The sequence below is a fragment of the Pseudomonas sp. JAI115 genome, from assembly GCF_014200835.1.
Classification (GTDB): domain Bacteria; phylum Pseudomonadota; class Gammaproteobacteria; order Pseudomonadales; family Pseudomonadaceae; genus Aquipseudomonas; species Aquipseudomonas putida_A.
In genome coordinates, this window is the sequence record NZ_JACHCY010000015.1 from 44,117 (window position 1) to 62,522 (window position 18,406).

The following is an 18,406-nucleotide window of genomic DNA, read 5'->3' on the forward strand; positions in this document are numbered from 1 at the left end:
GTGGGTTTTCCAGTTCAAGTGTCGCCCTGTGAAAGAAACGACCGGTGCTGTTGTCCCCGGCTGAATTCAAACTGAATATTTACGCTGAAAGAGATCCGTTCAATGCAACTCAATGAAAAAGATTCAAACGTCATTCAAACCTCGCCCGTGTGTTCTTACACCGAATGGGACTTGCTGGAAGAAGTCATCGTCGGGGTGGTGGACGGTGCGTGCATCCCACCTTGGCACGCAGCTATGGAACCTTGCCTGCCGACTCAGCAGCATCAGTTTTTCAGGGATAACGCCGGCAAACCTTTTCCTCTGGAAAGAATCGACCTAGCCAGAAAAGAGCTCGATGAATTCGCACGAATCCTTGAATGCGAAGGCGTCAAGGTCCGGCGCCCGGAGCCAAAGAATCAATCTCTTGTGTACGGTGCGCCGGGCTGGTCAAGTACTGGAATGTATGCGGCGATGCCACGGGATGTTTTGCTGGTGGTCGGTACTGACATCATTGAATGCCCTTTGGCTTGGCGTTCTCGTTATTTTGAAACGGCTGCCTACAAGAAACTCCTCAAGGAATATTTTCATGGCGGAGCCAGATGGAGTTCCGGGCCGAAACCCGAACTGTCGGACGAGCAGTACGTGGATGGTTGGGTTGAAGATGAAGCCGCGACCTCGGCCAATCTGGTGATCACTGAGTTTGAACCGACCTTTGACGCTGCGGACTTCACCAGGCTTGGGAAAGACATCATCGCTCAAAAAAGTAATGTTACGAATGAGTTCGGGATCAACTGGTTACAGCGGCACCTGGGTGACGATTATAAGATCCACGTCCTCGAATTCAATGATATGCATCCAATGCATATTGATGCGACGTTGGTGCCGTTAGCGCCGGGCAAGTTGTTGATCAATCCCGAGCGTGTCCAGAAGATGCCGGAAATATTTCGGGGCTGGGATGCCATTCATGCACCCAAACCCATCATGCCAGACAGCCATCCCCTGTACATGACCAGCAAATGGATAAACATGAACATCCTGATGCTGGATGAACGGCGTGTTGTCGTGGAACGACAAGACGAACCCATGATAAAGGCTATGAAAGGCGCAGGGTTTGAGCCGATTCTATGTGATTTCCGTAACTTCAATAGTTTCGGCGGCTCCTTTCATTGCGCCACCGTTGACATCCGCCGCCGAGGAAAACTCGAAAGCTATTTGGTTTGATCAGTTTCAAGAACACAGATCTGGTTATTTTTGAATATTGAATTTACGAGAGGCAGTTCATGAAGAATATATTAATGGTCGACTGCACGGACGTTTCCTCAAGGGCTATTATCACCGCCAAGCAGATTGGTTATAATCTGATTTTTTTACGCACGGAGATGACGCGTCTTTTTTCGTCGTTGAGTGAAGAGTTCTTGATTGAGAATACGTATAAACTTTACAGCATTGATAGTTGCCTCGATCTTGTGGCGTTTGAAGAGAAGGTGCGGGAGATAAATGAGGCGCATCCATTGAGCGTCATGTTTACGCCGCTGGAGGATATTGTCGAGTCCGTTTCCACGATTGCTGCAAATCTGGGAATACGGGCAACTTCAATCGAAGGTGTTAAAAATGCAAAGAACAAACCTCGCGCTCGTGCACTTTTAAATAAAAATGGTTTGAGCAATTGCAAGTATAAAAAATGTGTATCTCTAGACACTTTACATGAAGTTGTCGCGGAAATCGGTATTCCTTGTATTGTCAAGCCGGCGAAAGGGTTCGCCAAATTTCTTACAGCTCATATTAAAAATCAACAGGATGTTGACAAGTTTATCGCTGATTACAATGATGCGCGCGGTAAGTTAGACGATATTGCTCTTTCACAAGTATCTTTGGATTTTGTCGTTGAGCAGTACATTGACGGTAAGATGTATTCAGTTGAAGTTGCCAAGAACGAGCATGGTTTTTTTCCTCTTATGTTGACCGAGAGGCACAGATCGGAACACAACGATATTCTGGAAATCGGCTCAATTATGGCACCTGCAGGGTTCTTCCCGCGGGAGCAGGAAATTTTTGATTATTGCGAAGAAGTTTTGGCATGCCTAAGCTTGGATATTGGTGTGTTTCATATCGAGATTATCGTTTCCGATAAAGGTATCGATATCATCGAAGTTAACCCACGGTTGATGGGTGGGGCCTTGGGGACTCTATATAATAAGTCAACGTCATTGAATGTCTACGAAATACTACTCAATGCATATGTCGGGAGTCAGATAAAATGTCGGCCGGCTTCGGCGCTATTTGCTACAGCGCGTAGAATAGCACCAATAGAAAGCGGGATGGCACAAAAAAATATTGGTAAGTTGTTCATTGAAGAGCACTGTCCATGGGTGTTGGAACACTCTATTAACATAGTTGAGGGTCAGGAAGTTTTACCTATGATCGATAATGATACCTCCTTGGGGTACTTGCACGTGGTAGGTGTTACGTACCAAGACTCTGTTCAAAAAGCCAAGAAAGCAACTCAGTTGATACAACGGGCTTTAGGTGTATCTCTTTCATACTAAATGGGTAGCCGCGGGCATACCTAGCGCCCTCCGATTGTTCATGTCACGGCAGGTCATATCGGCCTACCGTGTACGGAGAAATGGCGACTAACACGCCTGCGCGATATCAGGAAAGGATTCGAATGAGCAAAAATGATAACCTTTTTTGGCAGTTGGGTACTGTTTCCCCTGTCGAGCGTCACCGTAACCTGAACCAGGCACCAATGACGCTTTGGTTCACAGGTTTGAGCGGCTCCGGTAAAAGTACACTGGCGTTCAACTTGGAACGTCTTTTAATGCAGAGGGGAATATTCTGCGCTGTTTTGGATGGGGACAATATAAGGCACGGACTCTGCAAAGATTTGGGCTTTGATGCCGAGGGCCGGGCTGAGAATATAAGAAGAGTTTCGGAAGTTGCGCGCCTCATGAATGATGCTGGTCTCACTGTGCTAGCAGCATTCATCTCGCCTCACTCTTCGGATCGTGCATTGGCTAAAAAGATCATCGGTGACGATCGATTCTCCGAGGTCTACGTTAGCAGCCCGCTTCACATATGTGAAAGTCGGGATCCTAAAGGGCTTTATAAAAGAGCACGCCAGGGCGAGCTTGCAAACTTTACTGGAATTGATGCGCCCTATGAGCCTCCACCTTACCCGTCAGTTTGTCTGGACACGTCCAGCTTATCGATCGAGGCTTGTCTAGAAGTCCTGATAGGTGAGGTTGAGCGAAACAGGGGGGAGTTCAATAACAGATATCTATAAAAGCACCAAAAGTCATAGTGATTGAAGGCTGTCCGCAACTCATAGGGCCCAGTGTGGTGAATGAATTATAACAAGCGCGGTGAAGTTTTTTCTGAGGCTCCTAGTTGCAAAGGCCAAGGGATCACTTATTACACACTTGAAGGTTTCGCATGATCAACTACTTGAAAAATCCAGCAGTATCGGCAAGGGTGATCCTGATTTTTATTGATCGGGTCGTTGAAAAGTCGATTGTCGCCATGATGACCATCGTCATTTCCCTACAGTTTGGGGTGGAGCGTGCGACCTATGCATTAATCACGGCCGCGCTGCTGACTGTGGTCGGATCAATTGCTATTGATGCCGTGGCGAGGAAAGTAGATAAGTGGGCCATCGTATTGGTTTCTGAGGTGGCTCGTGGAACCATTTTGCTGATCTTTGCGGTGATAATTAGTTATTACCCAAAATTATACATTGTTTATTTGCTTTTTTTGGTGTCCGTTTCAGTGCTTGGCGGTATATCAGCGACATTGTCCGAGTCACTGCTGATCGAGATGACGAAGAACATCGATAGAGCCGTCTTGTATAGCTTGATCTACTGGGTACGTAATCTTGCGTTGATCTTAGGACCGCTTATCGTGATGTTGGTATACCCTTCAGGGTTTATAGAGTATATAGGTTTTGTAGGGCTTGTAAGTGTCGTCTTGACAGGTATCTTGTTTTTTTGGTGCAAGGTTCCCGTTACGCTCAATGTGGAAGCAAGCAATGCTGGTAGTCTATTTGAGTCTCTTTCTGTTGCATCAAAGGATCACAGTTTTATCATATTTTTACTGGCAAGCACGATAATGTCGACAATCGCATTGATGCCCAGCCATTATATCGCAGTCAGGCTGGCAGTTGATTTTTCATCCATACCGATGACGCTTTTTTTTCGGGAATTCACATTGAGTGGTGTTGATCTGTCCAACTTGATGCGTTCTGCCAATAGTCTTTTTGTGTTGGTTCTGACGTTGCCGGTCTATTACCTGAAACCAAAGCTGAGCGAGATGCAATTGTTGGTCACAGGCATGCTACTGTTCGGCATGGGGTTCACTATAGCCTCCATGAGCAGTGGGGTCTTCGTGTTACTGGTCGCTGTTTTTCTTTACTCGTTAGGAGCTACACTGTTCGTTCCAATTCATTTTTCAATTTTTGCCCGGCTTTGCAACGATGAACATCGTAATATCTATGTAGCCGTAAGTGAGCAAGATATACGGGTGGCGGCGTTGCTTTCGGCCTTGAGCCTAGTGTTTGTCAATAGTATCAACTCTTCGTGGGTTGCCTTATTGGTAGCGTTTTTATGCGGTCTGACTCTTTGGCTGTATCAGCGGGTTTTACGCGATGTGCAGCAGGATACCTGATACGTTTTTCTGCTTTTTAATCGCGGGAATATTTTTGTAACGTGTTGAAGGATTGTAAGGCTGGGAGCGCTATTGTCAGCTTTTCTCAGAAAAATGAAAGCTAATTGGAATTGGGAGCCGTGCCGATGAAAAAAATAATATTGATCGAAACCAGCGACGTAGCAACCCGCTACTCTGCTTTGGCGGTATTGAGGCTGGGGTTTGAACCATTGTTTATCGTCGGCAGTGCCAGATATTATCAAGGTGATACCTTCACTCAACTGATGGAATTTCCTTACCTAGAGTGCGGTGATACAACGAACGTCGACGCTGTGCTCAAATTGATAGGTACTCTTCCTGAGGATTCGATCGAGGCTATTCTAAGTCTTGTTGAGACTAGAATTCCTATTGCTGTGGAGCTCGCTTCGAAGTTAGGGGTGAAAGGACTCGATTGCGCATTGGCACGACTTGGCGGAAAGGAGTATGTTTCTTCCTTAATTCCCGAATACAGTCCAACAAGCATGGAAGTTAGCGAAGTCAGTAATTTCTCTATGTTGGTTCGAGGCCCGTTTGCACACTGCAAGAAAGTTATTGTAAAGCCTGTACGGGGCTCGGGGGCTGCAGGTTACGCTGAATTTTCATTATCGGACTCAGAATTCGACGAAAAGATACTTGCCCATATCCAGAGTTGCACGCGCTCTCTTGGGGCGCACGAATTCATAATGCAAGAATATGTCGACGGCGAACTGATCAGTTTGGAGGGGTATGCAGTAGCAGGCCAATGCCATTTTCTGGGGGTCAGCTTGCGCAGGAAGATCGCTAATACCGAGTCGGTTAATTACTTTCCCGCTAGTAAATACTTCACCGAAGAGGTAATCCAACGCGCGAAGTTGGCTGTTGAGGCTATTGTGCTGCGCTCCGGGTTGCAGCAAGGGTACTTTCACAGCGAATTCAAGATCGGCCCTGAGACTGCGGTATTGATCGATGCTAATTTCGGGCGGGTGGCGGGAGCGGCTATTTCTGAGCAGATCGCACTTTCCTATCAGTGTGACCCCGTATGTTTTTTCAAACATGTGATCGAGGTGGGCTGCTTGCAAAGCGAAGCGACGTTGAACGTTTCATCGCCTATAGACACCATTTCCATTTTTTACGGATTGCCGGTTCAAGCGCGGATAAATGACATTAAGTTTTCGCTTGATTGGTCATTGAATCACACCCGTGTGCTTGACATCTTTACATCGGTAGATCCTATGGGTAGGGATGATTGGGGCTGGATCGCACTCGTCAGTGGCAGGGCTCAAGACGTTAGACGACAAATTGATGGGCTACGGATCGTGACTGATAAAGGTACGTACACTCCTTTCTATATCGATACTTCTGAACCACTTTGAATCTCTCTTAACATTCAGATGTGTGGAAGCTTTGAAATTCCTTCAGGGAGGAATAGGTGTCAGGTATCGCCATTGGCATTGTCCTTACATTGAGTCTCACCGCCTCGCGAGGGGGAAGAGCGCAATCCATTGTCGACCTTCTTTACGTAGGAGGTGGGTCCCATCTCACTTTGCTATTGAGCTATCTAGCATTTGATCTGATCAATAGCCTGGTCGCCTTGGTGATTTCGGAATTCTATTTCTATCTTGTTCCATTCATGTTTGACTGGGCTAAAGTTCTAGTATGTTTGTTTTTCACCTGCTTTGCTGCGATAAACCTCTATAAGGTATTTGCGGGGGCAGCTGTCAGTCCTGAATTTGGAGAGGCTCATGGCTTTCGCTACATACTTGCCAGCTCTTTAAAAAATTACGGTCTTTGGTTCGACGCTCTTTTCCCCATCCCTTTGCTGATTGTTTTTTTTGCGAGAGAGGGGTTTCAGCCATGGCAAATTTTGGCAGGCATGATGTTGGGTTATGTTGGGTGGTATGCTCTTTTAGTTGGAGTCACCGCCAATAAATTAGCTTATCAAAACCTGATGTGGTTTGCAGCTACATGCATCATGGTGTTAATTGATTGCGCGTTGATCGGCATGCTGCTTTTGTGCAACTAAATATCCTTTTAGCGTCAAGGTGCCGTTCAATGACTGAGCTTAGGCGAACGGCATTGGCCCGGGGAACTCACCTATGGCAACCCAATGAGTGATCAGGCCCGTGTCTGGTTTCCAGTGATGCAGGAGGAGTGCGGGTGGCTCCACATAGGATGCCTCTTCTGAGTCTACCGCCAAGCGCAGGGCGATTGCCGTGACGGTGCTGGGGGCTGTACAGAGCAGGGTACCGCCAAAACGCAACTGCATGGCTCGGTGGATATGCCCGCAAACGATTCGTTCAACCGCCGGATAGCCGGAGACCACTTGAGATAACCGATCTCCATTGCGACAGGTATAGAGGTCAATGTAAGGAATGCCGCTTAGGAAAGGGGGATGATGGAGCATGATCAGTGTTGGGCGATCAGGCTCCAGTGCGAGAGTCTTATCCAACCAAGTTTGCGCTGCTTCGTCCACGTCGCCGTAATGCTGTCCTGGTACGGTGATATCAAGCCCTATGATACGAACTGGTCCAAACTGATTTGCAACAAGATGCAAGGGGCCGGACACTGCCATATGATCATTGGCTCTAAAGAAGCTACGAAATACATTCCGATCATCATGATTGCCCGGTATTAGCAGTGCTGGCATCTGGATCTCACTCAAGATCTCCTTAGCCATTTCGTATTCAGCTACGCTCCCTTCGTCCGCAATGTCGCCAGTGATTAACAAAACGTCAGGTGCGGGTACGAGGTTATTTAAGTGTTTGACTGCAGCCAAGAACATTGCATTGGAATCGATCAACCCTTTATACAAGTGACCACGGGGGCGTAGGTGAGGATCTGACAGGTGAGCGATAATCATGCAGATAACCTTTTCAAATAAGCGGGGTTTCTAAAAAAAGAATCTAGATCTTTGCCCTAAGGCTCAAAGGTCAGGTTTTTAAGAAGATCATTGAAGATGTTTTACACTGGATCCCAGATATTTTTCTACTTATGCTTCGACCGTCCCCCAGTACCGTGCAACTCGCTTGTCCTGTGCACCGCTAGACTGAAGCTGCCAATAACGATTGTGACAGTGGTGGTTGTGGTATGCAGCTTTACTGGGAGGATATGCACTTTCATAATTGTCGAAAATATCACTTAGTAAATAACAACATTCGCATTGTTGGACGTGTTGTTGGCGCTGAGGGGGAGCTAATCCTCACCCACCCAGGTCCGCTTTCGGCCAAAAGCTGCCACTTGAAAAGGCGAGTTATCGGCTAAATTAAGCGCTCAAATCAATCCCTTAACTTGGGGCCATTCACTGGATCGATTTCAGAGCCAAGTTTTCTACTCGCAGCATTTCGTTTAGTGATGCCAATTTTGATATTTTTTCACGGAGTTCCTCAATTTCAAGGCGAAGCGCCCGATTTCGATCGCGCTCTGCTTGCAATTTTTGATGTTTGACATCACGTTGAACACGACTTGAGTGTCCCTGAGCTTCTCGAATTACTTCGGCAATACCAGGGTAATGATTATGGATCAAAGCCCTCGACACACCTGCTTCGCGTGCTACAGCAGCGATTGAAACCTTAGTTTCTCCGGAGCGCGCCCGTCCATGCTGGATCCGGGCTAATGCGAGTCGCAGTTCCTTTTCGCGAACTTCCGAAGTTTTATAAGCGATAGTCATATTGGGCTCCTGATTGGATCATAGCCAAGCTGGACAAAGACTTCACGGCAATGCTTCAGATCGCGTTTCACCCTTGCAAGGCCGCTATCTCCAATGTCACGGCAATCAAGCAGAACGTTGAGATTGTCATAGAGCCCTTGGTAGAAGTTAGCATGAGTGCGCCCAATCACGGCGTGATCACAACCACCACATCGTGTGGCGTCGAAGGTGTTTCCGACACAATCGTTATTGTCCGCAGTGCACCAAGCATGGCCGTTGCTACGGATCGCTGTAGTCTCGGCTATCGACCTCACCATTGAGGAATGGCTCTTGAAAATAGCGAGATTCACTGGGTCGCGGCGCCAATGCTTAATAGAGCGACCAAAACCGCCACTTAGCGGATCATCGCCTAACCAAGAGTCAACGACTTTTAGTTTTATGTCTTCGACTTCAGTCTGAATATCGTCATACAGTTCCATATCAAGATGTTGTCCCCATCCTTGATCCATAGCATAAGAGAGTGTCGTATCCATGCCCCAGTGGGCGAAGTGCTCGCGCAAATAGCGCAGGTCACCGAATCGGCTGTGAGCCACATAATTGGCAAATTTACGGCGAAATTGATGGCTTGCAAGTTCCAATTTTAATCCACACTTTTTCGCAAATATTAAAAGACTAGTGTTCCATCGACGGTTGCTCAGAGTGCGAACCTGGTTGCTTCTTTTAGGATCCATCCCAAGAAATAATGTATGAAGATGCTGCTGTACTTTTGTAATCTCGGGATCATTTGGGTTGTTCCGTCGTAACTTGGCGAGCTCAGCAGCGACCATATTTTGATATGGTTCAGCCCAGCGCTCTATCACACGCAATGCTCGCACACCGGCATCTGGAATCATCCAGCTGCGATCACCAGCGTCGGTTTTTTCCGACTTAGATCTCATCCAGTGGTAGATTGTACCCTCATCATCTTCAGTTCGATGGTGTGCGCCAGACTGTAGGTTGGCCAGTTCATGATTGCGGCAGCCTGAAACACTTGCCAGTACGATGTAACATGCGGTGCGCAAGCTAACAATTTCCTCTTTAAACATTGCCAATCCTCTATTCCACCCATTGGCAACAAGAAGACGATTTTTTGCATGCAATATAGTTCCTGGAGGCCGACCTCTCCAACCAGCAACGGCTATAGACAGCTTATCCCGCAAATCAAGTAATGAGCTTCCACTGTCAACCAATTGAAAGGCTTTCTCAAATAAAGCGCAGAACTCCTCATCTGGGATCAATGGTGTTTTGCTTTCCTGCTTGCGGGGAGAGTTTCTGCCCGCGACCCCCGCCATAGCCGCGGCTGATGTATCTTCCCATGGGTGCTGTTTCATTTTGTCGGATGTATATTGGCTTAGTTCATACAGTGCCTCGACGGCGGCAAAGCGCTTCATTAGATAACTAGGTGAGATTGGTTTTGACATATTGCCGCGTGTTTTTCTGTGATGCACTCTGCACGCTTCAACATAGGAGGCACAAACTGTCGGGGTCACGCTGGAAAAATTGTTGATTTTAATTGAGTGCAGATGTCGTAAGAAGGGTATTGTCGCCTTGAAAAGACCCCGTAAAGTACTTCCCGTTGGTCGTTTTTGTCCGATGCGACCGCGTCGTAAATAGCGATAAAAAATCGCTTTCATAATTAACTGAAAGGGGGTGGGTAGACGACTGAAGTCCACACATTTTTCGCTGTCTGGTGTATTGCTGGTAAAGCCATCTAATAACCAGATAGGATCTCCATATCGACAAGCTACTACCCAATGGCCATCAACTAAGAGAGTTTTTATTATAAGTGCGTCTCGTTCGCTCTCACTCAAGTTGCGCACGTCTGTGGGCCGTGCCTCCACCCACATCAAAGGATCTTTAGTTGTGGTGTAGGTGGTCATGAAAAAGTCTCCAGAAGCTCAATCATGTCAGCCGTCCAAAATGGATGTGGGTCAATTCGTGCGCGCTTTCGAGCTGCCTCTACAGCCTTTTTCTTAAATATACCACGTCGTAAACCTTCCGCTACGATATAGCGATCAATCAGCCTTGGGATACTTGAATACTCTTTTGCCCAGCGTCGCTTATCCATACGCGCGTGCTCGGCTAGAACCCGGAAGTAGAAGCTGAATAACTTATAAAGATCGTCCTCCGTTATTGCAAAATGTTTGCAGCGTAAACAGTTTGCAAAACTAAAGCACATTGATCCTGCTTCTTTTGGTGCGTATTGTCCGTTTTCTGGGTCGCTGCAGAGCCCCATGGGAGTCGGATAAAAAGTTTCTCCAAGTGTGCGGCTGAGCAATTCCTTAACTAAGATCTCGCCCATGAAGCGCCAATTTCTGATGGAGCTTTCGTTCGATGCTAGATAGTGTTTTCCGGTAACCTCCGGCGTACTTCCAAGGGCCGCAGCCGTAGCTAACAAGTCACTTCCTAATAATTCATAAATTCGGTTGGCAAATGTCTTTCGCAAGCGAGATATATTAACGCGCAATGCATGGCCGTCAGTGTCAGTAAGTCCGTGCTTGATTATGAGTTTCTGAATGGCTTTAGCCAAACTACCCTCTGTCAATGCGGAAACTTTCCCGCCGGCACGGCCGCTTTTAATGCGATACAGCCATACTCGATCCTTAAGATCTTCCGAAGCATCTTCGATTAATGCTTCGGAAAGCGCGAGTACTCGCTTTATTAGGCTTTCGATCGTAAATTTAACAGTTGGTGTTGATTCTAACGTGCGCTCTGCTCGGTCTTCGGTGCGCAGCGCTACCTTGCTGCTGTTGTGCCCTCGTCTTTTCCACAGAAGAAGAAATTTAGTTTTGTTTTTTGGGTGAGGATGCAGGCAGTCGCGAGTTGCCTCCAACAATGGAGTAGTATTTCGTCCAGTATGCAATGCCACAGTTAGCATGGAATAAGCCACCAAGTCGAGAGTTAATTCTACGCCATCTTGCCAAATTGGTAGGAGCGACTGTTTGAGTGCTGCAGCAAACGCCTGCCGCTGGGCTTTTGGTAACGCCGTTTCACCTTTTGATTTCTGATTGCTATTTGGAAAAGGGTTAAACGGAAAAGTTGAATTATCACCAGCGGAGATTATTACAATCAACCCCCTCCGTCCTAGGGCTGTAAGGACTGACTTCACTCCTGAATAAAATGCTCTCTGGCTTACGGTAGACCAACTCTTCCCTGTGAGGTGGTTTAGAAAGCCATCAATCATTGAACGATTCAAATCATTAAGCGTTAGCTCACGATTGATCGTATTTGCACATAGTAATAAGTAGTCTAGAAAGTGAGCGATACCACCCCGGCAATAGGAAATTATAGTGCTGCTAGTGATGTGTCCATCTTGGCCAGCCAAATAGCGCTCGATCTGTCTTTGACAAGCGTAGGTGATGGAATCGATTTTCGAACCATACCACTTAATAAAGTCAAAACTACGGACTGAGCTGGGATTGCGATCAAAAACAACCAATGTTTCAATTGGAGGTATTTCCTCAGGAGTAATGGTGACTCGTCCCGCAACGTCGCGGCTATACGCTATTTCTGGAATGTTGAGATCTGTCTTGGAAAAAACCTTTCGCTTGCTCATTAAGCAGCTTCCCAATATTCATGCAGTTCGTCGTCATATGCAAGAACCGCATCGTCAGCAAGTTCGTTGACAAGATGGGCATAAATCATAGTGGTGTCAATCGAGCTATGACCTAGTTGCCGCATAAGAAAAACCAAAGGATCAATTTTTCCAGAGCTCTTTTGAAGTCTTGATAAAGTGTGCGTGGCGTAAGTGTGGCGTAGCATATGCGGATAAACTTTTATATCAGCTCGCTTGCCTAGCTCGCGAACGATACGTTCTATACGCTTGCCATTATCTGCATAAGGCTGACCAAAGTGGTTTAGAAATAGTTGACGATGCTTGTTGTCAGTTAAAGAGGCTCGTTCACCACGGATTTGCACAACATAACGATATAAAATAGAAAGAAATTTTCGACTGATATATATGGTTCGTGGCTTTTTTCCTTTCGTACATATACCGTAGCCGTCATATGGGTCGAGGTGGATTTCAATGTTGCGCGTATTTCGAGTTAATTTATCCGGGTCGATGATATAAGCCATAGGAAATGTCGCGATTTCCGCGCGACGCAATCCGGTCTGTAATGCAAAGTGAATCATCATCCGATGATGCGGATTTTTCACTACAGACATCAATGCTCTTATTTCATCCATGCGCAGAAACTTAGGGTGTGTTCTGTGGGAGCGCGGCATGATGTTTTTCGTGGCATGCATTCCGCCACTAGCGTCGACGTGAGTCAAAAGTCCTTTCATTGACTTGACTGCCCGCGATTCATATTCAAAAGGTAGCCTCCTTACCCACCCCTGCAGTAACGCGTACTCGTAGAAACTACAAACGTAGCTTAGCCGTTGCCGGGTAGTCGAAGGCTTCAATTGGCATTCATTTAGACAATAGTCTCTGTAGCCCGCTAAAAGCGTTTTTGCCTCACCGCGATTCACATCTTGCCAATCAAGTTCATGTGCTTGAAGGAAGCTGAAAAAGTCATACATTGCGCGTCCCGTACTTGGCCACGACTTTTTTGATCCTATTTTACCTCGCACAAGGTAATGACGAATGAATTGATTTACCGGAGCACAACTTTCCATGGTGTCCCATAGAAGGATCGGAAAGCCAGGGTGTGGGCGCCCGGCAATCTTCAAATCCTCGGTAGACCAAACCAGTTCCATTGAACCTCCCGATTAGTACTAACGCATATTTTTGGTGGAGATTGGCTTTAAAATTAAGATAGCGTTTTTCTGCAGCGTATTTTGAGCTTAGGATATTTCCCGGACAATGTAGGTCTATAAAGATTAGCGTAATCTCAAAAAAAAGCTCGTGTCAGTTATTTAATAGACCTGGGAGGAAAGGGCAAGAATAGGCTATGTGTGAATTCGGCTGACGGATTATTCCAACCACAGCAAAATACGCGAATGTTTATCATTAGCGCAATATGCACCCAAGGTAATCGTGCGGGCAACGTACTTACGCGAGATTCTGTTTACCGCGTTAATAGGTCAGTTATGCTATGCGCTTTATACTGTTTTTCAAAAAACGTACAGGTTTGAATACTATGTTCAATCAAACTGTCGGTGCTTGTATATTGGTATGCTGTATACCAATGGAGTGTCTGACTGTACACTTGGTAGGAAGTAATGCCGGCCGTCCCGAAGAGTGAACTGCAAGGAGGTTCCATCTTGACTTTGAGCCACCTCCGCTAGCATCTCCATTCGCCAGTCTCCAGTGCCGTTGAGCCAACCAGGTGAAACTAGTTGCACTGACTTCACTTGGCACTCCTTCTCCCTCGGCGCCAGCACTGACACTAGTGCTTCTAAATTGCCCACGAACAGCACGTCGTAGACTTCCAAGCCTTCTTCGCATCTAGCGATCGTCGTATGAAACCACGGTGACATTAGGTGCTTTTGAACGAAATGCCAGCCTTGATGATCGGGATCTAACATAGCCAGAGACCCGTTCACTTCTGCCTGTCGATGAGTGATGAACATGGCTAATCCTCGAGATGAACAGTTTACATTGTAGTCATATACTGTTCAGAGGCGCCTTATCGTTCCTTTTGCAAGGTACGCAAGGTGGAGTTGAAAAGTGCTTTCGGAACGGTTATTCGGTGGCTTCACGTGAAACAGGGTCGAACGCAGGAGTATTTTTCCATCATCAGTAGTCGGACCTACATCAGTACATTAGAGCGAGGTCTGTACACTCCGACTATTGAGAGGCTTGATGACGTCGCGCTTGCACTCGGCGCGCATCCCATAACGCTATTGGTCGGTAGCTATGCGCTTAGAGACAATCGTCTGTTGCTGACGTGCTCGAGGACGTAATTGAATAGATCGAGCGGCTTGAGATGGCCGAGCGTGTTTCGATGCTCCGCGAGCATCATTGCGCAAGAAAGCGGTAACGATTGACTCTTCTGGTTTCTACTGTTCAGTGCGCATGTTAAACACAGTTAAAACGTATAAGTGACTGAGTTCTATATGAAAAAAAATAAGTAACAGTTAATAGCGTCCCAGATCATATGTAGGCGTTCCACAACAGCGACAGCAACAGCAGCAGGCAGGCCGCGCCGATCAATTGGTAAAACAGGCGCTTGTAGTGATGCCAGTTGCTTTGAGCCGCATTGGAGAAACCGCGCCAGCGACTGTTGATGACCCCCAGTTCCTCCGGTGTGATGCTCAGCAGCGCCTTGTCGAGGATCGAGCCCAGTTCGGCATTGTCACGGGCGCTGGCCAGCGAGAAGGCCGCCTGACGTGTGCCCAGGGTGGTGGTGATCTGTAATTGATGTTCGAAGATCCGCGATGAAATCAGATAATTGGCAATCACCAGCGAGGCGACGGCGCCATCGGCCTTGCCTTCGGCGAGCAAGGTTGCGGCACCGAAAGTGTCGGAGGTTTCGATCAGGTGGATGTTGGGGAATTCGCGGCGCAGGTAATCAGCCATGGGACTGTCTTGGGCAATCGCCAGGTATCGGTTCTTGAGCTGGGTGGGATGTGTCGGGCTGTCAGCGGATTTGCGCGTCAGCAGGACGAAGGAGTTTTCCAGATAGGGACGGCTGAATTGCAGGGTCTTTTCCCGTTGGGGGCTGGGTAGCAACGCGGCGATCAGATCCGCCCGATGTTGATTGATCTGCTCGATCATTTCTCCGTCACTGCGGCTGCGGACCAGTTCGAAGCGCAGGCCGGTACGCAGGCGCAGCAGTTCGAGCAGGTCGGCGGTGATGCCTCGCAGGTTGCCGTCGCTGTCGAAGAATGTCAGCGGCGCGAACGCCTCGTTGACGACGACGCGCAGCACCGGGTGCTGTTTGAGCCACTGTTCTTCGTGGTGGGTCAATTGCAGCTTCTGGTCGGTCAGCAGAATGTCGCTGCCGGCGCTCCAGCGCTTGGCGATGTTGTCCCGTTCGCTGGCCGGTATGGCTTGCAGCACGGTGTTGATGATCGCCAGCAGTTGCGGGTTGTCGGCGTGAACGGCAAAGCTGAAACCATGGGCTTCCTGTTTGCCGAAATTGGCCATGCGAATGTTGTTCAGATAACCCTTGTTGATCATGTAGTGGGTGGAAATGGTGTCACCCAGAAACACGTCAGCTTGATCGAAAGCTACCGCGTTGATTGCGTTTTGATAGGAGGGATAGGACGTCAGGATGGCTTTGGGATACTGCGCCTTGACCTCATCCTGGGGCAGATAGTGATAGACCATGCTCAGCCGCAGACCGGCCAGGCCTTCAGTCAGCGAGCGGGTCTCGCCTTCGCGGGTAACCAGAACCGGCTGATCGATGGCGTAGGGCGTTGAAAGCAGGATATTTGCGTTACTGGCCTCGAAACCGTTGGCCGTACCGAGCATGTCGACCTGACCTGCTATCAACGCCTGCAAGGCGGCTTCCCGTGAGGCAAAGCGCTTGACCCGGATTGGCAACCCGACAGCCTGTTCGAGCAGACCGGCGTAGTCGGCGGTAAAACCCTCGTAATCACGACCGCTGGCGGTCATGTCGAACGGCGGATAGTCCGGCGCGGAAGTGCCCAGTACCAGTTCGCGGCGACTCTCCAGCCATTGCCGTTGCGCGGGTTCAAGGGACACGGATGGCGCTTCGTGGCCCGAGCGGCTGCGCAGCACATAATCTTGCGCGGTGACGAAGCTGGCATGCACCTGAGTCGTCAGGCACAGGCTGACGCAACATAGGGCGAGACAGATCTTTAAACGACTGGGCATTCAGGCTCTCACACTAGCGCGTTGCGTTTGGCCATCTCGATCAGTTCCACCAGAGATCTGGCCTTGAGTTTTTGCATCAGGCGTTTTTTGTAGGTACTGACTGTCTTGTTACTGAGAAACATGCCCTTGGCTATTTCCTTGTTGGTGCGCCCTTGGGCAAATAATTGCAGGACCATCAGCTCGCGGTCGTTGACGGATTTGAATAACTCCAGTTCGGCATAACGCACGTCGTCGAGGCGTACCGGATTCAATGCCTGGCTGGGGAAATAGTTGTAACCGGAAAGTACCGCCTTGATCGCACTGACCAGTTCACTCAAGTCTTCCTCTTTGCAGACATAACCGGATGCACCGGACTGCATGCAGCGAATGCCGAACAGCGTCGGGCATTGCGCCGTCAGTACCAGGGTTTTGAGCGGGGTGCCCATGGCGTTGAAACGGGCGAGAACTTCCAGGCCGTCGAGTTTGGGTATGCTGATATCAAGGATGATCAGGTCGGGCATGCATTCGCGGACCATTTGCATGGCATCGACCCCGTTATCGGTTTCGCCGACGACCTTATAACCTTCATGCTCGAGCAGCATTCGAACGGCAAGTCGGATGACGGGGTGATCATCGACAATAAAAACGGAGTTCATAATCAAATCCCATACGTGCGCGAATAAAGGGCGCACCTTAGCTCAGATAAATGAGCTGCCGCATGAACTCCCGGGGCTGTTGCGGCAATATAGGATAAGTCCTACGCACTAAAAGGAAACCGACTACGACCAAACTCTGTGTCGCGTAAGGAAGTGTTGTGCTGATTTGTTTATCTGAATGTTTTAAGTTGCTTGTCGAACCTTGAATAAACAAGGTTTTGTTTGCGTAGTTGGCTGTTAAACGGATTTACCTTTCAGTCGATCCGTTTGCCTGAGACCACAGAACCGGTTCAATCAAAGTATCGCTCATCCGGGCAGTTGCCTGACCCGGTTGAGCAATTTTTTCTGTCAGTGGCTGGAACGCCCGGTCATTTCCAGCGCCATGTCACTGGCGTAGCTGTCGGTCATCCCGGCGATGAAGTCGATCATGCGCAGGAACGAGGTGTGCAGCGGGCCATGGGGATCCGGCGCATTGTTGCCCAGCAGATCGAGGATCCGGCGGCTCTTGAACGACGGCGTGCGGCCGCCATGTTGCTCCAGGGCCGCGCCGCAGAACGCGTTGAGTAGGATTTCCAGGGTGGTGTAGGCGCCGATTTCATGCAGCGTCTTGCGTTTGTCCTGGAAGATTTTCTTGCGGGCGATGTCCTTGGCGTTGAGTACGCAGCGTTTGGCCGGGCCGTGCATGTGTTCCACCAGGTCGCCGTGCAGGGTGCCGGCCAGCAGCGCATCCTGTTGCTCGACGAATGCCCGGGCAGCGGCGTTGGTCAGGTGCTCGATGGCCTTGCCGCGCAGGATCGCCAGTTTGCGTCGACGCGAATCCTGCGGGCCGAGCTGGCGATAGGTTTCCGGCAGATCGTCTCCCACCAGACCGAGCAGCAGCGATTCGACTTCCGCGTACTCCAGCAGCTCCATTTCCAGGCCGTCTTCAAGGTCGATCAGCGCGTAGCAGATGTCGTCGGCGGCCTCCATCAGGTACACCAATGGGTGGCGCGCCCAGCGCTGGTCTTCCAGTTGTGGCAGGCCGAGCTTGTGGGCGATCTGCTCCAGCAGCGGCAGTTCGCTCTGATAGCAGCCGAATTTGTGTTTCTTGTAGCCCAGCGAGTCGGCGTGACGTGCGGTCCACGGATATTTCAGATAGGTGCCGAGGGTGGCGTAGGTGAGGCGGGTGCCGCCGTCGAACTGGTGATACTCCAACTGAGTCAGCACCCGGAAGCCTTGCGCATTGCCTTCGAAATTGAGGAAGTCACCGCGCTCGGCTTCGCTCATGCCGTCGAGCCAGCCGCGCCCGGCTGCCTGCTGGAACCAGTGACGAATCGCGTCTTCACCGGAGTGGCCGAACGGCGGATTGCCGATGTCATGGGCCAGGCAGGCCGATTGCACGACCATGCCCAGATCGCTCGGGTCGCACCAGTCGGGCAGGGCGCTGCGCAAGGTTTCACCGACGCGCATGCCCAGCGAGCGCCCGACGCAGCTGACTTCCAGCGAGTGGGTCAGCCGGGTGTGGATGTGGTCGTTACTCGACACCGGATGCACCTGGGTCTTGCGGCCCAGACGGCGGAAGGCACCGGAGAAGATGATGCGGTCGTGGTCTTTGTGGAACGGGCTGCGGCCAAGCTCTTGCGGGCTGTGCAGCGGTTTTCCAAGGCGTTCGCGGTTGAGCAGGGTCTGCCAATCCAAGGCTGGTTCTCTCCGTCGGTGACTGGGATGACTGTTGCCCTA

General features: G+C 49.3%; 14 protein-coding genes. 6 read left to right on the top strand and 8 right to left on the bottom strand.

Annotated features, from left to right (window positions below):
• The first annotated feature begins 102 nt into the window (after positions 1-102).
• The 6 genes from HDC30_RS24120 to HDC30_RS24145 all read left to right on the top strand — a co-directional run bounded on the left by HDC30_RS24120 (position 103) and on the right by HDC30_RS24145 (position 6,661).
• On the top strand, positions 103-1,200 hold the full coding sequence (locus HDC30_RS24120; protein WP_183785419.1) for an amidinotransferase: 1,098 nt from the start codon (positions 103-105) through the stop codon (positions 1,198-1,200).
• Positions 1,201-1,259: 59 nt separating this feature from the next.
• Positions 1,260-2,525, top strand: a complete 1,266-nt coding sequence (locus tag HDC30_RS24125) for an ATP-grasp domain-containing protein (protein WP_183785421.1) — start codon at positions 1,260-1,262, stop codon at positions 2,523-2,525.
• A 122-nt stretch (positions 2,526-2,647) separates the two neighbouring features.
• Entirely contained in the window at positions 2,648-3,265 is a 618-nt protein-coding gene (gene cysC / locus HDC30_RS24130) for an adenylyl-sulfate kinase (protein WP_183785423.1), read from the top strand.
• 149 nt (positions 3,266-3,414) lie between these two features.
• The gene (locus HDC30_RS24135) at positions 3,415-4,641 is read left to right on the top strand and encodes a hypothetical protein (protein ID WP_183785425.1); all 1,227 of its coding nucleotides are present in this window, start codon (positions 3,415-3,417) and stop codon (positions 4,639-4,641) included.
• A gap of 104 nt (positions 4,642-4,745) precedes the next feature.
• Positions 4,746-6,011: an acetyl-CoA carboxylase biotin carboxylase subunit family protein gene (locus tag HDC30_RS24140; RefSeq protein WP_183785428.1), complete on the top strand. Its 1,266-nt coding sequence runs from the start codon at positions 4,746-4,748 to the stop codon at positions 6,009-6,011.
• 56 nt (positions 6,012-6,067) lie between these two features.
• Entirely contained in the window at positions 6,068-6,661 is a 594-nt protein-coding gene (locus HDC30_RS24145; RefSeq protein WP_183785429.1) for a hypothetical protein, read from the top strand.
• 39 nt (positions 6,662-6,700) lie between these two features.
• Here the strand turns inward: HDC30_RS24145 and HDC30_RS24150 are convergent, their stop codons facing one another.
• The 8 genes from HDC30_RS24150 to HDC30_RS24185 form a co-directional block, all read right to left on the bottom strand.
• Complete coding sequence (locus tag HDC30_RS24150; protein ID WP_183785431.1) at positions 6,701-7,498, bottom strand: phosphodiesterase; 798 nt, start codon at positions 7,496-7,498, stop codon at positions 6,701-6,703.
• A 438-nt stretch (positions 7,499-7,936) separates the two neighbouring features.
• The gene (locus HDC30_RS24155) at positions 7,937-8,305 is read right to left on the bottom strand and encodes a TetR family transcriptional regulator (protein WP_183785432.1); all 369 of its coding nucleotides are present in this window, start codon (positions 8,303-8,305) and stop codon (positions 7,937-7,939) included.
• The gene (locus tag HDC30_RS24160) at positions 8,302-10,203 is read right to left on the bottom strand and encodes an integrase (protein WP_183785433.1); all 1,902 of its coding nucleotides are present in this window, start codon (positions 10,201-10,203) and stop codon (positions 8,302-8,304) included. The genes HDC30_RS24155 and HDC30_RS24160 overlap by 4 nt, the downstream gene beginning before the upstream one ends.
• Entirely contained in the window at positions 10,200-11,879 is a 1,680-nt protein-coding gene (locus HDC30_RS24165) for a hypothetical protein (protein ID WP_183785434.1), read from the bottom strand. The genes HDC30_RS24160 and HDC30_RS24165 overlap by 4 nt, the downstream gene beginning before the upstream one ends.
• Positions 11,879-13,024 (bottom strand): site-specific integrase, encoded by a 1,146-nt coding sequence (locus tag HDC30_RS24170; protein WP_183785435.1) that lies wholly within the window; start codon positions 13,022-13,024, stop codon positions 11,879-11,881. Before HDC30_RS24170 ends, HDC30_RS24165 begins: the two co-directional genes overlap by 1 nt.
• Positions 13,025-14,363: 1,339 nt before the next feature.
• Positions 14,364-16,052 carry a transporter substrate-binding domain-containing protein gene (locus HDC30_RS24175; RefSeq protein WP_260319991.1) on the bottom strand — a complete coding sequence of 563 codons (1,689 nt, stop codon included), beginning with the start codon at positions 16,050-16,052 and terminating at the stop codon, positions 14,364-14,366.
• 8 nt (positions 16,053-16,060) lie between these two features.
• Positions 16,061-16,687: a response regulator transcription factor gene (locus HDC30_RS24180; RefSeq protein WP_027613428.1), complete on the bottom strand. Its 627-nt coding sequence runs from the start codon at positions 16,685-16,687 to the stop codon at positions 16,061-16,063.
• A 348-nt stretch (positions 16,688-17,035) separates the two neighbouring features.
• Positions 17,036-18,364, bottom strand: coding sequence for a deoxyguanosinetriphosphate triphosphohydrolase (locus HDC30_RS24185; RefSeq protein ID WP_003226741.1), 1,329 nt, complete (start codon positions 18,362-18,364; stop codon positions 17,036-17,038).
• Between the last annotated feature and the right edge of the window lie 42 nt (positions 18,365-18,406).